We start from the raw sequence: 14,737 nt of genomic DNA, 5'->3' as shown, positions 1-14,737 counted from the left end.
TCCTTACTTGGTATGCTAAATCAATAGCTAAATCAGTCAAATAAATTGAGGTTAAAAATATGTGTCCCAATCTTGCAGAAAGGCATAAATTACAAGAAAATTTCCGAGAAATATTTGAGTAAAAAAAACAAATTGGTTGAGGGCATTGTTTAGAATTGGTATCTGCCAGGAAAGAACTCAACAATATTTTCCAGATACTGTTAAGACTATTACTAATTGGTTTGACGAGATAATTGCTTACTTTGATAATAGGACAACAAGTGGTATTGTTGAAGGTATTAACAACAAGCTTAAGTTAATAAAACCTTCTGCATATCGCTTTATAAATTTTGAAAACTACAAAAATAGATGTTTGCTTACTTGGTATTTTAATTATTAGTTTGGCATACCAAGTAAAGAAGAACCGGAATTATTTATAATGAAATAGCCGTGCTTCTTGTTGGGTAGACAAAGCGTTTTATCAGGTTTAATAGCAGGTGTTTTCTTATTGTGGATTCAAAAAATTACCTAATTAATTTTATAAATTTTCGATAAATTTAATTTTAATCTATTAAAATATCAAAAAAATTTGGGCTATTAAACTACTAAAATAAGATAATTTACTTGCTAATCGCTAATCGCCCCAAAGCAATTAGCAATTAGCAATTTTACTCAAATTATCACATTTTGCTGATAATTCTTTGCAGGATTTCCACGCCTGTTAACGCTTGCCAGCCAAACAGCCCCAAGAGCACAACATTCAGAAAGATGTGAGTGTTTCTCGCTAAATCATTGCCTTTTTGCATCAAAGGTGTCAGCGAGGCAGAAATGGCAATTATTGCCGTCATTCCCAATCCTGCTACTAAGTGCGGGGCGACAAATAGTTTGCCGTTGTTGATGTAGGTGACAGCCATTCCGCCCACTGCACCCGTTACCATCAAGGCTAGCAGCAAAGAACCCATCTGGTGATGCTTGATGTTGAATTTGCCCTTAATTAACTCTTTTTTGACTTCGCCTTCGGCGCTTCTGGTACGTCTGATTTGCAGGCCGAGATACAAAGCATAAAATGAGATGGCCAGCAGTACCCACATTAAAACTGGGTGGAAGAATTGGCTCCAAACTTTCACTGACTGAGGAATTTCGAGATTCATAGTGTTCTGAGGATTAGCAAACATACTTCATAAAACTTAGCATACCAGTCAGGCCGTCTCGTGCGACGGTAAAAATATACGGTATGAGAGACTATTATGGCTGCCACTAAACAAGACGCTGTATTGATTCAAGCCGCCAAGACTGGCAACATTATTCACGTCCAAGCTTTACTCGCTAAGGGTGTTAACGCTAACGCCAAAGACTCTGAGGGGACGACGGCTTTGATGTTTGCTGCCCAAAAGGGCTATACAGAAATCGTGCGTACTCTACTAAACAATGACGCTAATGTCAACCAGGTGAGCAGGCGTTTTGGGCTGACGGCTTTGATGCTGGCGGCGGCTCACAAACAGGCTGACTCTGTGCGACTGTTGCTGGCGGCGGGTGCTGATGTTAATGCTAAAAATGATGATGGAAGTACGGCTTTGATGGCGGCTTCTCTCAAGGGCGATATCAATGTTGTGCGGATGTTACTTGATGCTAATGCTGATGTAAATGTCCGAGATAAAGATGGAGATTCTGCTCTGAAAATAGCTGCTTTATCGGGTCACGAAGCTGTTGTCAAAGCTTTGGTGGATGCGGGTGCGGTTGCTGACAATTCTATGCTGTTTTTAGCTGTCCGTCAAGGTAGCGCTGAAATTGTGCGAATTTTGCTCAAGTGTGGGGCGGATGCTAATGTTAGAAATCTAGAGAGCAAAACTGCTTTGATGCTGGCTGCGACGGCGGGAAATTTGGCTGTTGTCGAGGCGCTGTTGGCTGCTGGTGCTGATGTCGAAATTCCCGACAAAAACGGAGAAACTGCTTTAACTTTGGCTGCGGATTCTGGCAATACTGATGTGGTGCAAACTTTGCTTGGTGCGGGTGCTAATGCGAATGTAAAAAATGGAGATGGGGGCACGGCTTTGATGGCGGCTGCTGCTGGGGGAAATGCGCCGATCGCCCATATCTTACTCGATGCTGGCGCGGATATCAACGCTAAGGATAAAGATGATGAAACTGCTTTGAATTTTGCGGTGGTTGAAGGCTGCGAAGATGTGGTGGAATTGCTCTTAAACCGAGGTGCTAGTGTCGGTGCTAGAAATAGGTTGGGCGATACGCCTTTACTGGTGGCGGCTGTTCACGGCCACAGTGCGATCGTATCGGCTTTGCTGCAAAAAGTAAACTCAAATCGGGATGAGTTTCTGAATGCTAAAAACTTTGGGGAGACGGCTTTGACGCTGGCTGCTTTTCACGGACATACCGAGACTGTGAAGGCTTTGCTTGAGGGCGGTGCTGATCCGAATGTCCCGGCGGATTTGGGGAAAACGGCTTTAATGAAGGCGTGCGATCGCGGTTATATGGCGATCGTCCAATTATTAGTCGAAAAAGGTGCCGATGTCAACGTGCTGGATGATTCGGGCGCAACTGCTTTAATGTGGGCCGCACATCGGGGTTATCCTGATGCAGTAAAGATTTTAATTGATGCTGGTTCAGAACTAAACCACAAAAATCCGGGAAATTATACAGCTTTAATGCTGGCTGAGTTTAAGGGTTATTCTAATGTGGTGAAATTGCTCAAAAGTGCTGGAGCACTGGAGTAAGAATGAAATAGTTTTGAGTAAGGTAATTCTGTAATTCTGAGGGTAGGCTTTGGGAAGTGAAGAATCTCCTACCAAATTCATAAAATAGCGCTACATATCTACCCCCCCCAACCCCCCCTTATTAAGGGGGGGAGTAAAACTTTCTATGTAGCATAACTTTATGAAATTGGTATCAGATATCGGGACTTACCCATTGTAATGGTGTGGCAATAATTTGAGATTCTTCGCTTCACTCAGAATGACATAATTAGGTGATTAGTGCGTCCCGGACAATGAATTATATCATGTCCGATCGATTAACCATAATATCCCGGTCGGGCGGGTTTTTGAGATTGTCAATTATTGGCGATTATGGTTGGTGGAACCCGCCCCTACAAAAATCGCGGTAGCTCGACCCGACATGATATTAACCTCAATTTGCTTTACGTACCCAGCCGTTAATAGTAAAGCGGCTATCAGCAAAAGCTTTTGAGGGACAGCTAACTCGCAAAACTTCGTGCATATAGCGACTCAGAAAAAATACTATGCTGTTATTGCGAGGTTCAACAGTTCTGAATGTCTTGTCTGCAACATAAAAATTGTTCTCGATTTTGCTGTCATAAATTTGCAACTCGCCACCGGAAAAAGCCTTGGGTTCTCGATAGAAATAGTAAACGTAAGTAAAAAATCGGCTGGCGGTATCTGGCGAGCCACTGTCGTTGTGAAGTTTATAAAAGTTGTTGTCATTGTGCATGGTTAACTGAGCTTCTATCTCACCAAGCGGAAATGAGGGAATATTTAATTTTTGCAGCACGTCGGGGAGAATTGCTTTGATGCGATTAACCATCAGTTCGGAAAATTCGGGGAACGAGTGGAGTACCATCGAACGGCGGTAATCTTCGGCATTGGTTGAGGTGCTGGTAGTCACAAATTGTGATTCTTTTGCTAAGACATATTTAATGAGTTTGTTTTTTTCAGCAGGTGTCAAAAAGTTGTCTATTTGGGCGTAGCGAGATATTAAGTCGTCATTTACCGGCGGCGCAGGGGCAGGAATTTCTGCGGGAATTTCTGCGGGAATTTCTACAGGAGTTGCAGGCTGCTGCGGTTGCAGTTGCTGCAAGTAAATTGGGGGTTCTGTGACTAATCCGACTAGGTGTTCGCCGGGAAAAGAAAGGGCGGAACGCCCGTCGTCTATGGGGATTTGAAATAAGGGCGAAAAACCGAGTGTTTGTTGAGTGCGATCGACTAATGTTTTGATCAGGCTGTGCAATAATGGTGTATCAGATTTGAGGGTGACGGTGCATTGATGTCCCCCGGTGAGCAGGATTTTGACTTTTATGTCTTGGGGTTTAATTTGTGGTTGAATTGTGCTAGTCATAATTTTTGAAGGACGCAACTGGGAATTTGGTACGACATAACAGTGTTGATTGGTGTCATAGCCTTCCCGATCCCCCCTAACCCCCCTTAAAAAGGGGGGGACAAGAGTGTAAAAGTTCCCCTTGTTAAGGGGGAGACAAGAGTGTCAAAGTCTCCCGTCTTAAGACGGGAAAGGATTCTTCTCAAAGTCCCCCTTCTTAAGGGGGATTTAGGGGGATCGAGACTTAGAGTAAAACCAGAGATACAAATAATTTCCGACTTAAGTTAAGACCAATAAACACTATTGTATCCCTACAATATGGCACACAATTGAAAATTGCTTTAGGTCTTATTCCTAATGCAAGAAGTGGCGGATATCAGTGAAAACCATTGTGATTCCGAGTTGGTTGGCCGCTTCAATGGAATCTCGATCGCGCATACTTCCTCCCGGTTGGACGATCGCAATTATTCCAGCCTCAGCCGCAGTTTTGACTGAATCATCGAAGGGGAAGAAACCGTCACTGGCCAAAATCGCTCCTTTGCTTTTGTCTCCTGCTTGTTCCAATGCTAGTTTAACCGAACCCACGCGATTCATTTGTCCGGCGCCGACACCGATTGTAGTGCGATCGCGCGTCACAACGATCGCATTTGATTTGACGTGTTTCGCTACTTTCCAAGCAAACAGCAATTCTTCCAACTCTGCAGCCGTCGGCTGTTTCTCAGTAACAACCCGCCATTTGCTAGTTTCTTCTACTACATTATCTGAGTCTTGCACCAGCAAACCGCCTGCAATGATTTTAACAGTTTGTGGCGGCCCTTGAGTCAAATCTGGCAAAATTAATACTCGAACTTTTGCCTTTTTCTTGATAATTTCTTCTGCCTCTGGTTCGCACCCCGGCGCGACAATACATTCTAAAAATGTTTGAGTTAACGCCGTTGCGGTAGCAGCATCAATCGGGCGATTGAGGGCGACAATTCCACCGAAAGCTGAGACTGAATCGGTGTCGAAGGCTTTTTGATACGCTTCAGAAATAGTTGTTCCCAAGGCTGTGCCGCAAGGATTTGTATGCTTCAGAATAGCGGCGGCAGGTGTGTCGGGGAATTCTACGATTAGCCGCCTTGCTGCTTCTAAATCTACTAAATTATTGTAGCTTAATTCTTTGCCTTGCAGGATGGTGCTAGTCGTCCAGCCTGTCGGTGTAGTTCCGCTTTGATACCAGGTGGCGGCTTGATGGGGATTTTCGCCGTAGCGGAGAGTTTGCAACTCTTTTCCTGATAAATTAAACTCGTCTGGTAGCGAAGATTTTTCAGCGGATTGGCTGCTGCTGAGATAAGTTGCGATCGCGCGATCGTAGTTGGCTGTATGTTTAAAGGTTTCTAGAGCGCATTTTTGCCGAAACTCTAAGGATGCTTCGCCACCATTTTCCCGCAGTTCTTTTAAATAAGTATTGTACTGTTCTGGGTCGCACAAAACTGTCAAATGAGCGTGGTTTTTGGCGGAAGCTCTCAACATGGCCGGCCCGCCGATATCTATCTGCTCAATGGCGTCGGCTAGAGTAACTCCTGGTTTAGAAATTGTCTCTTCAAATGGATACAGATTGACTACAACTAGATCGATCGCCCGAATTTGATTTGCGGTTAAATCTGCGAGGTCTTCCGGTACGTCGCGGCGTGCTAAAATGCCACCGTGGATTCGTGGGTGAAGTGTTTTGACTCGCCCTCCCAAAATTTCGGGGGAACCAGTATATTCTGCAACTTTGGTGACTGGGATGCCTGCTTCTTTGAGAGCCGTTGCTGTCCCGCCACTACTAATTATGTCAAATTCAAATTCTTCTACTAGACTGCGCGCTAAGTCGATTAGTCCGGTTTTATTGGATGTGCTCAGAAGTGCTAGACGTGCCATTGGTTTGAAGTTGCGATCGCAAAAATAGATAGGTTATATTCTATACCAAATCGGCCCGCAGGGAGATGATTTGGTCATGGCTAATTATGATTATTTTTAATAATCAAAGATGAGTTCGCTTATTTGTGACCATATTTTTTGTCAAATTTATATAATATTTTATACTGACCAGTGGTTTCTAGATATCTAGAACTTGCGCGTGGAACTGATTATTTTGTGAGTGCGAGGGGGATTGAAGCCATATCCAGCTTGCACAGTTCGTGTCGCTACGTAAGTGTCAATGTTGTTGAAATTACTTAATAAAACTTAATAGATAATTATAGGGCGATCGCTCTTGAATTTTAACGATGTTTTATGATGAATTCTAAAAGTAATGTGCTAGCATCGGGTGTAAATTGCTCTCTCCCTAAATTTCCCGAAAAATAGGGCGATCGCCACACATTAATCTAAACAATAATTTGGTAGGGTTAACATATGTTTTTTCAAGAAGCAGATCCAGAAAATAAGCTCAGTAATATTAGCAGGAATCATAAACAAACTGCTCCCAATCTGACTAATAGAACAGGCTACCAACAGATTTCAAAAAAAAGAATCCAGAATTCACCAGAGACCAATATTTCCGAAGCTTATAGTGTTAGTTTGTGCGAATTGCAGCAGATGGAGCGAGCAATGGAACAGCTAAAGCAGGATTTGAAAGCTAGCGAATCTCGGTTTAGGAATGTGATAGAAAAAAATGCCGACGGCATCGCAATCGTTAACAAGCGAGGACTTGTCTGTTTTGCCAACCAGTCAGCAGAAGCGCTGTTTAACTGCACGGCACAGGAACTTTTAGGTCAAGCATTTTTTGGCAATTTAGTAGTAGAAGTTTCAGCTTGCGACCTGGAGATGGCGACGGATATTATTCCCCAAGTTGGAAAAACAGAAGCACCAGGAACTCGCGTCGTGCAAACAGAAGTTGAAGCTATTCGCAAGCAAAAAGCAAATGCTGTAGTAGAAATGCGGGTGGTGGAAACGGAATGGGATGGAGAAATGGCTTATTTAGCTACGCTACGGGACATTACCGATCGCAAGCGCGCAGAAGAAATGCTTTGGTTGTACGATCGAGCTATCGCAGCTACTAGCACCGGAGTTACGATTTCTGACGCCACTGACCCCGAAAATCCAATTATTTATTGCAATCCAGCATTTGAAAGCATGACAGGTTATCGGCGGCAGGAAATTATCGGAAAAAACGGCCGATTTTTGCACGGAAGCGATACGGATCCGGCGGCAGTAGAAATAATTCGCCAAGCCTTGCAAGCAGAAAGCGAATGCAAGGTAATATTAAAGAATTACCGCAAAGACGGAACCGCTTTCTGGAATTGTTTCTCCATATCTCCCGTGCGCGATCGAATGGGCCAATTAACTCATTTTATTGGCGTACAGAGAGACATCACTGAGCGCAAACAAGCCGAAGAAGCCTTGCATAATTCCGAAGCACAAAGCCGAGAACAAGCAGCTCAACTAGCAGCCACACTGGAGCAACTCAAAGCCACTAATTCCCAATTAGTTCAAAGCGAAAAAATGTCTAGTTTGGGATTGCTACTTGCGGGCGTCGCTCACGAAATTAACAACCCAGTCAGCTTCATTTACGGCAATCTCGCTCATCTGACAAATTATACTCAAGACTTGTTTGATCACCTCGAACTCTATCAACAGCACTATCCTAATCCAGTCGCGGAAATTCAAGAGGAAAGAGAAAAAAATGATCTCGATTTTTTAGCTGAAGATTTACCTAAAATACTATCTTCAATGAGCGTTGGTGTCGATCGCATTTGCCAGATTGTGCAGTCGCTGCGGAACTTTTCGCGGCATGACGATTCACAGATGAAACCCGTTAACCTCCACGAAGGTATCGACAGCACGCTGTTAATTCTCAATCACCGTTTGAAAGGGAACGGAGAAAAGCAGCCAATTCAAATTGTAAAACACTACGGAAAATTGCCGACCGTTGAGTGTTTTGCTGGGCCGATCAATCAAGTTTTTATGAATATCCTCAGCAATGCGATCGATGCTTTAGAAGATGCGAACAGTAGGCAAAATTGTCGAGAAATGCTAGAAAATCCCAGCCAGATTATGATTGGTACGGAAGTTGTCGGCAATTTTGTAGAAATTAAAATTGCCGACAACGGGCCGGGAATAACTGAGGAAATCAAACAGCAGATATTCGATACATTTTTTACTACCAAGCCCATTGGCAAAGGCACGGGAATGGGTTTGTCAATTAGCTATCAAATTATTGTAGAAAAACACAAAGGCGAATTATCTTGTAATTCGGAATTGGGGAAGGGCACGGAATTTATTATCAGAATTCCGATCGCACATTAGCGCGGAATGTGCAATCTGCACCTTACCAACTTGATATATAGGCAAGCAAGCGAGCGGGATGCTCGCACTCCTACAAAACGAGAAAAATCGTTTTTTCTCGTTCCCAGACTCTGGCTGGGAACGCATACTTAAAGGCTCTGCCTCCCCATTCTAGAAACAATTTCAGGGTGTTTTTCTGCTCACTTTACCCGCATAAATAGGGAATTAAAAAACCTCCGCACCCTCCAACTTCTTAAAAGTTTCAACCTTAGCCCTCGCCGCTTCGCCGCAAGTCTTCGGCGTCGGAAACATCTTCCCAGGATTCGCCAAACCTTTCGGATTAAACACCTGACGCACCCACTGCATCGTCTCCAAATCTACCTCCGAAAACATATCCGGCATAAAACACTTCTTGTCAGCACCGATGCCGTGTTCCCCCGAAAGACTTCCCCCAACTTTCACACAAAGCCTGAGAATTTCCCCCCCCAATTCTTCCACTTTTTCCAGCGCACCTTTTACCGAGTTATCGTACAGAATCAGCGGGTGCAAATTCCCATCTCCCGCGTGAAATACATTGGCAATTCGATAACCGTATTTCTCGCTCAAGCCCTCAATTTCTTTCAAAACATAAGCCATTTGCGTTCGTGGAATTACGCCGTCTTGCACGTAATAATCCGGGCTGAGATGACCCGCCGCCGCAAAAGCAGCTTTCCGCCCTTTCCAAATTTTTAGGCGCGTTTCCGGGTCAGTTGCCGTGGTGATATTTCGCGCTCCGTTATGCTTGCAAATATCAGCAATCCGCTGTTTGTTTGTGGCAACTTCCACTTCTAAACCGTCGATTTCTACCAGGAGAATTGCCGCCGCATCGCGGGGATAACATCCAGTTGCCACCACATCTTCCACAGCATTGATGCTGATGTTATCCATGATTTCCATGCCGCCGGGAATAATGCCAGCGCTGATAATATCGGAAACTGATTCGCCCGCTGCTTCTATACTGGAAAAATCCGCTAGGAGAACGCAAATTGATTCCGGCGCTTTGAGAATTCGCAAAGTAACTTCTGTGGCGATTCCTAAAGTGCCTTCGGAACCGACAAATACACCAGTTAAATCGTAACCGGGCATTTCGGGAATTTCGCCACCGACATCGACAATAGAACCGTCGGGAAGTACCAATTTTAATCCTAAAACGTGATTCGTTGTGACTCCGTATTTGAGGCAGTGAACGCCACCAGAATTTTCGGCAACGTTGCCGCCAATCGAACAAATAATTTGACTGGAAGGATCGGGCGCGTAGTAGAAACCGGCGCCGCTAACTGCTTGCGTTACCCAGTTATTAATTACTCCCGGTTGCACGACTACTTGCTGATTTTCTAAGTCTACTTTTAGGATTTTTCGCATCAGGGCAGTGACAATCAGCACGCAGTTTTCTACAGGCAAAGCGCCGCCGGAAAGGCCGGTTCCTGCGCCTCTAGCCACCCAGGGAATTGAGTTGCGATCGCATATTTTGACCAATTGCGCCACTTCCTCCGTAGTTCGAGGCAATACCACCACGGCGGGGCGCTGGCGGTAGCTGGCGAGTCCGTCGCACTCATAGACAATCAATTCTTCGCGACGCTGCACTACGCCATTTTTGCCGACTACAGCCTCGAATTCTTTAATAACGGGTTTCCAGTTGCGTTCTGTTTCTACGGCTATCATTAGTGATTTTTATTAGGGAACTATCAATAATATTGTTGCAAATTTTACTAAGTTTAGCCAATTATTTTTCTAAGGGTTGCAATATTGACACAGGGAAGGATCGGCAGTCTCTCGACCGTCGGGAAATAGTTTTTCTTTAGTATAACCGCAGTTTTTGCATTTATAGATTGCCGATCGCGCTAGCTGAGTCGGAAAATAGCAAAGTTCGCAGGGCAATCCGATTTTCGTCTCAGCTATATCGAATCCCGGCCAAGCGCACTCCGGGCAGAATTGCTTGAATTTTTTAACTAAATCGAGAGTTGCATTTTCGATGTTTTTCATCCGAGTTGGATTGTACATCGCCCGCATATCTGTTTCGATGTGAACTCGACCGGTTGACGATTTTTTTAAGCCTGCTGTCACAGCATCAAAAAGTTGTTTTTCTGTCCTAATGCCCTTGAGAATTTCGCCGTTACCGATGGCAGCGTCGCCAACTATAACCACCAGTGCGTGTTCGGGAAATCCAGCTTTTTTCGCAAAATCCTCTGCTTCTTTTATACTGGAAACTAACTGGTGACTGTAGTTAGTTTCAACGGAGAAAGAGTCCCCAATTAATTCTAAATTGTTGGCTCGATCTAATAAAATTACGATTTCTCTGTTCGCTGGCAGATACGGCATCATTGGATGAGGGCCGAAAGTACCTTCGCTGGCAAAGGCAAGAGTTTCGCCCGCAATTTCTAGGGCTTTTTGTGCTTTCTGGCGTGCTGCTTCTATTTGTGTTCCTAAGCGTTTAACTTCTCTGGTGAAGGTGCCGAAACTGTCTGTGTCAAGTGCCGCAGGTACTAGGATATTTACGCCTAATTCTCGTTCCAAAACGGGAGCCATCACCCGTTCTTTTTGGTGCATGGTAGCAAGAACTGCAGTGCGATCGCTCAATAATTGATTGGGATTCACAGGCTCAGAAATATTAGACATACAGCAGCATTATTTTAGGAAAAAAAACTCACATACACCCTTTCCACCGCCCCACAACCGATAGAAACCCTGACTTAACTTCCGAATATAAATTTTAGAACTCAGTTAAATATCCGTGATATTCACCTGTGGACTTAATTTAAAATTCTCCAATCGTCAATCTAAAATCTAAAATCTAAAATCTAAAATCGTATTAGTTGCCTCCAGTCACTCCCCCAGCTTGACCTCTGAGTACAAAAATTACTCCCGTCATAATTAGCGCCACGCCTACCAACCGCAGCGGCGGCAAAGGCTCGTGAAATATCAGTTTGCCACCTAAAACAGTAAATAGGTAACTAATTGACAGTAAAGGCGAGACTATGCTAAGGTTTGCCCGCGACAAAACTACAATAAAGCCGATCGAAGAAATTGCATACAAAGAAAGACCAGTTACTATCAACGGCTGAGTAGCCATTGCTATAATTTTTTCTATTAAATTAGCAGCGCCAATGGGCCCTAATATTTTAGCTCCTGCCTTCAGACTAAATTGACCTGCGACGCCGCACAATATTGCAGCAAGCAATAACAAAAACACGCTTCTATTCATAAATTTACTAACCTATAGTACAATCAAAAATTGCCGTTCCCAAAAACCTGAAAAACTTTAATTAAGTTTGGCTAGGTTTTATTCACCACTAATATTTTAAGCAGAGATACGGGAAAATCAAGTATGGTCGATCGCGATCGAGAGTGGAACAAATATATGGCAGAGCAGACCAACCCAAGCGGAGAATATACTCTAGAACTATCGATACTCATGCCTTGTCTGAACGAAGCAGAAACTTTAGAAATCTGCATCGAGAAGGCGCAGAAGTCCCTGCGCGAACTTGATATTGCCGGCGAGGTCATCATAGCAGACAACGGTAGCACTGACGGTTCTCAAGCTATCGCTACCAGAATGGGAGCGAGAGTCGTACCCGTAGCAGCCAAAGGCTACGGCAGCGCCCTGATGGGAGGCATCATCGCAGCGCGCGGAGTTTATATTATCATGGGCGATGCTGACGACAGCTACAATTTTTCCAACCTCGGCTTTTTTGTCAACAAATTGCGAGAAGGTTTCGACTTAGTAATGGGAAACCGGTTTCAAGGGGGCATCAAACCGGGTGCAATGCCGCCGCTGCACAAATATTTAGGAAATCCGGTGCTGACATGGGTTGGGCGGCTATTCTTTGCAAGTCCCGTCGGCGATTTTCACTGCGGACTCAGGGGTTTTAGGAGAGACTCAATTTTGAAACTCGACTTGCAAACAACGGGGATGGAATTTGCTAGCGAAATGGTGGTCAAGGCCTCTGTATACAAGCTGCGGATAACTGAAATCCCAACCGTACTTTCTCCCGACGGCCGCAGCCGTCCGCCGCACTTGCGAACTTGGCGAGATGGCTGGCGGCACCTCCGCTTTTTGCTGCTTTACAGTCCTCGGTGGCTGTTTTTGTATCCGGGTACTGCGCTGATGATTTGGGGTCTAATTGTTAGCATTTGGCTGTTGCCCGGTACTCAAAAGATTGGTAGTATCAGCTTTGATGTACACACGCTGCTTTATGGTGCGATCGCAATTATCATCGGTTTTCAAGCAGTAACTTTCGCTTTTTTCACCAAAATTTTCGCCATCAGCGAGAAATTCCTGCCCGAAGACCCTAAACTCAACAAAATATTTCGCTATTTCACCCTAGAGACAGGATTGATTGTCGGAGTCACGCTGATTTTAATCGGAATAGTTGGCTCGTTCTTGTCATTAACTATCTGGAGCGAAACGGCTTTCGGGACTCTCGACCCTTCTAAAACTCTGCGTTTGGTTATTCCCTCGCTCACTTGCCTGACTGTCGGTTTGCAGATGGTTTTGTCAAGCTTTTTTCTCAGCGTGCTGAGCTTGAAGCGTAGGTGATAACATTAAAGTTACTGCCAACATTCCTCAAAACTAAATCGCAATGCAGGGGAAGCTCAGGGCGATCGGAATGCAGGCAATATGGGGGCGATCGCACATTTATTCACTGCTTTTTACGTGATGTTCAACATAAGAACGCAGCACAGCGTTCATTAGAGATTGATAGCCTTTTCCTTGGCTTTTAAACCAATCTAATACATCGCTATCAACTCTTAAAGAAATAGCTTGTTTTGTCAGTGGTGTTACGAGTTTTGCTTTTTCCCAAAAATTCGCATCTAATTCAGGAATATCAGAGGTATCGATTGCAGATTCTGGAATATTCTCTAATTCTTCAAGTCGTTTGCGCGAGATAGTCATAGTAGGTATTTTTTTCTTGACGAGTGGCTTTTCTTGCAGAGATGATGCGGATAGCTCCATTTCTTTCAGTATGCGCTACGGTGACGATAACGACACCTTGTATGGCACCAATACTGATTTCTCGGATTTCTCCGTAGTCAAAACGCTCATCAATGGCATTAAAAACGATTCCGTCAAAGATTTCTTGAGCTTCTTCAAAGCTAATGCCATGTTTTTTGAGGTTTTGGGCGTTTTTATTTTCATCCCATTCAAACTGCATGATTGTGTATATACAAAACGTATATACTTATAAGATAGCATAACCGGATCGCGCTTTGGGAAGATAAGGGCGATCGCACTTCCTTCGATCCTAAATTGCTATAATGACAATCAGCTAAAAAGTCTCCACATAAGGCCTATGTCTACTTATAGCGAGGTACTGAGTCAGGTTCTAAGACTTGCACCAGATGAGCAACTGCGACTCATCTCTAAATTATTAGTATATGTTCGTCACCGGGTTCAGGCTAAACCTAGGCGGAGCATTTTAGAATTAGAAGGGTTGGGTGAAGAAATTTGGAATGGAATTGATGCTCAAGAGTATGTGAATCAGGAACGAGATTCATGGAATGGATAGCTCAGTTACAGATACAACCGTACTAAAGTTGCTATTATTTATTGATAATCCTACAGACTAGGAGATTAAGATGCAAGTCAAAGACATGACAGTTGACCAATTGCGGGACTTAATTCGGCATACCGTGGAACAGTGTTTAGAAGAATATTTGGGCGATCCTGATGCAGGTTTAGAAGTTAAGGAAGAAGTCAAGCTGAAATTGTTAGAGTCAATGAAGCGCAAACAAGCAGGAGAAAGTAGCGTCGAACCTGGGGAAGTTTCTCAAAAACTCGGCATTAAATCGTAATGAGCTATTCGGTTGAGTTGACAGCAGAAGCTCTGGTTAACCAAGAAAGATTGACCCTGGCTGTGCAGGAGCGTATAGGTAATAAAATCAATTGGTTGGCTGAAAATTTTGAACAAATTACTCCTATGCCGTTGTCGGCTAATCTGGCAGTTTTCTTTAAGTTAAGAGTGGGTGATTATCGGGTAATTTATTCTTTTGATGATGATTTAAATGTGATTACTATTCACCAGATTGGACACAGGAGAGAAATTTATGATTAACTGAAGTGCGATCGCGCTTTGGGAAAATTAAGGGCGATCGTATTTCCCCGAATCCAGAATTGAGATATAATAAATAACAAGCAAAAAAATCAACGAAATTTAGTGTAAGTTAAGATAGCTTATGTGGACTATTGAACAGATAGAAAATGCGATTCTCCAACTTCCGCCCAACAAGATTGGAGAGTTGTTAGAGTGGTTTCTAAAGTTGGATTACCAACGATGGGATGTTCAGTTAGAGAAAGATATTGCTGAGGGGAAACTGGATGCTTTAGCAGCCGAGGCGAACGCAGATTGTGAGAGTGGTAATTATCGAGCGATTTAATGCACTATACGAAGGAGAAAGTTTTGGGATT

The 14,737-nt window shown here is 43.9% G+C and carries 16 protein-coding genes; 8 read left to right on the top strand and 8 right to left on the bottom strand.

Annotated features, from left to right (window positions below):
• Positions 1 to 136 precede the first annotated feature (136 nt).
• Complete coding sequence (locus QT987_RS29990) at positions 137 to 379, top strand: transposase (RefSeq protein ID WP_445299655.1); 243 nt, start codon at positions 137 to 139, stop codon at positions 377 to 379.
• 280 nt (positions 380 to 659) lie between these two features.
• On the opposite strand, the gene QT987_RS18975 is transcribed toward QT987_RS29990, so the two are convergent.
• On the bottom strand, positions 660 to 1,130 hold the full coding sequence (locus tag QT987_RS18975; protein WP_333242862.1) for a DUF4079 domain-containing protein: 471 nt from the start codon (positions 1,128 to 1,130) through the stop codon (positions 660 to 662).
• Positions 1,131 to 1,226: 96 nt separating this feature from the next.
• Here QT987_RS18975 and QT987_RS18970 point away from each other — a divergent pair, with 96 nt between their 5' ends.
• Positions 1,227 to 2,708: an ankyrin repeat domain-containing protein gene (locus QT987_RS18970; protein WP_333242859.1), complete on the top strand. Its 1,482-nt coding sequence runs from the start codon at positions 1,227 to 1,229 to the stop codon at positions 2,706 to 2,708.
• Positions 2,709 to 3,120: 412 nt separating this feature from the next.
• Here QT987_RS18970 and QT987_RS18965 read toward each other — a convergent pair whose 3' ends face one another.
• Positions 3,121 to 4,065 carry a 2OG-Fe(II) oxygenase gene (locus QT987_RS18965; protein ID WP_333242856.1) on the bottom strand — a complete coding sequence of 315 codons (945 nt, stop codon included), beginning with the start codon at positions 4,063 to 4,065 and terminating at the stop codon, positions 3,121 to 3,123.
• 333 nt (positions 4,066 to 4,398) lie between these two features.
• The gene (gene purH / locus QT987_RS18960; protein WP_333242853.1) at positions 4,399 to 5,946 is read right to left on the bottom strand and encodes a bifunctional phosphoribosylaminoimidazolecarboxamide formyltransferase/IMP cyclohydrolase; all 1,548 of its coding nucleotides are present in this window, start codon (positions 5,944 to 5,946) and stop codon (positions 4,399 to 4,401) included.
• A gap of 474 nt (positions 5,947 to 6,420) precedes the next feature.
• Between purH and QT987_RS18955 the strand changes: the two genes are divergently transcribed.
• Positions 6,421 to 8,313 carry a PAS domain S-box protein gene (locus tag QT987_RS18955; RefSeq protein ID WP_333242850.1) on the top strand — a complete coding sequence of 631 codons (1,893 nt, stop codon included), beginning with the start codon at positions 6,421 to 6,423 and terminating at the stop codon, positions 8,311 to 8,313.
• A gap of 204 nt (positions 8,314 to 8,517) precedes the next feature.
• On the opposite strand, the gene glcD is transcribed toward QT987_RS18955, so the two are convergent.
• The 3 genes from glcD to QT987_RS18940 form a co-directional block, all read right to left on the bottom strand.
• Positions 8,518 to 9,993, bottom strand: a complete 1,476-nt coding sequence (gene glcD / locus QT987_RS18950; RefSeq protein WP_333212363.1) for a glycolate oxidase subunit GlcD — start codon at positions 9,991 to 9,993, stop codon at positions 8,518 to 8,520.
• 69 nt (positions 9,994 to 10,062) lie between these two features.
• Positions 10,063 to 10,947, bottom strand: a complete 885-nt coding sequence (locus QT987_RS18945) for a DUF6671 family protein (protein ID WP_333242847.1) — start codon at positions 10,945 to 10,947, stop codon at positions 10,063 to 10,065.
• A gap of 193 nt (positions 10,948 to 11,140) precedes the next feature.
• Complete coding sequence (locus QT987_RS18940) at positions 11,141 to 11,533, bottom strand: transporter (RefSeq protein ID WP_333054053.1); 393 nt, start codon at positions 11,531 to 11,533, stop codon at positions 11,141 to 11,143.
• 123 nt (positions 11,534 to 11,656) lie between these two features.
• On the opposite strand from QT987_RS18940, the gene QT987_RS18935 reads away from it, so the two are divergent.
• The gene (locus QT987_RS18935; protein ID WP_333242844.1) at positions 11,657 to 12,868 is read left to right on the top strand and encodes a glycosyltransferase family 2 protein; all 1,212 of its coding nucleotides are present in this window, start codon (positions 11,657 to 11,659) and stop codon (positions 12,866 to 12,868) included.
• 99 nt (positions 12,869 to 12,967) lie between these two features.
• On the opposite strand, the gene QT987_RS18930 is transcribed toward QT987_RS18935, so the two are convergent.
• Together QT987_RS18930 and QT987_RS18925 are read right to left on the bottom strand one after the other, a co-directional pair.
• Positions 12,968 to 13,225, bottom strand: coding sequence for a BrnA antitoxin family protein (locus QT987_RS18930; protein ID WP_333227602.1), 258 nt, complete (start codon positions 13,223 to 13,225; stop codon positions 12,968 to 12,970).
• Complete coding sequence (locus QT987_RS18925) at positions 13,200 to 13,484, bottom strand: BrnT family toxin (RefSeq protein ID WP_332945908.1); 285 nt, start codon at positions 13,482 to 13,484, stop codon at positions 13,200 to 13,202. The genes QT987_RS18930 and QT987_RS18925 overlap by 26 nt, the downstream gene beginning before the upstream one ends.
• Before the next feature lie 138 nt (positions 13,485 to 13,622).
• On the opposite strand from QT987_RS18925, the gene QT987_RS18920 reads away from it, so the two are divergent.
• The 4 genes from QT987_RS18920 (at position 13,623) to QT987_RS18905 (ending at position 14,706) form a co-directional block, all read left to right on the top strand.
• On the top strand, positions 13,623 to 13,838 hold the full coding sequence (locus tag QT987_RS18920) for a hypothetical protein (protein WP_333242841.1): 216 nt from the start codon (positions 13,623 to 13,625) through the stop codon (positions 13,836 to 13,838).
• Positions 13,839 to 13,908: 70 nt separating this feature from the next.
• The gene (locus tag QT987_RS18915) at positions 13,909 to 14,124 is read left to right on the top strand and encodes a hypothetical protein (protein ID WP_333242838.1); all 216 of its coding nucleotides are present in this window, start codon (positions 13,909 to 13,911) and stop codon (positions 14,122 to 14,124) included.
• A complete protein-coding gene (locus tag QT987_RS18910; RefSeq protein ID WP_333242834.1) occupies positions 14,124 to 14,384 on the top strand; it encodes a type II toxin-antitoxin system RelE/ParE family toxin in 261 nt (86 codons plus the stop codon). Before QT987_RS18915 ends, QT987_RS18910 begins: the two co-directional genes overlap by 1 nt.
• A gap of 121 nt (positions 14,385 to 14,505) precedes the next feature.
• Positions 14,506 to 14,706, top strand: coding sequence for a hypothetical protein (locus QT987_RS18905; protein WP_333242831.1), 201 nt, complete (start codon positions 14,506 to 14,508; stop codon positions 14,704 to 14,706).
• Positions 14,707 to 14,737 lie beyond the last annotated feature (31 nt).

Source organism: Microcoleus sp. SVA1B4 (assembly GCF_036700545.1).
In the GTDB taxonomy this organism is placed as follows: Bacteria; Cyanobacteriota; Cyanobacteriia; order Cyanobacteriales; family Microcoleaceae; genus Microcoleus.
The sequence above is the reverse complement of the archived record's forward strand: the minus strand, read 5'-3'. Positions and strand labels throughout refer to the sequence as shown.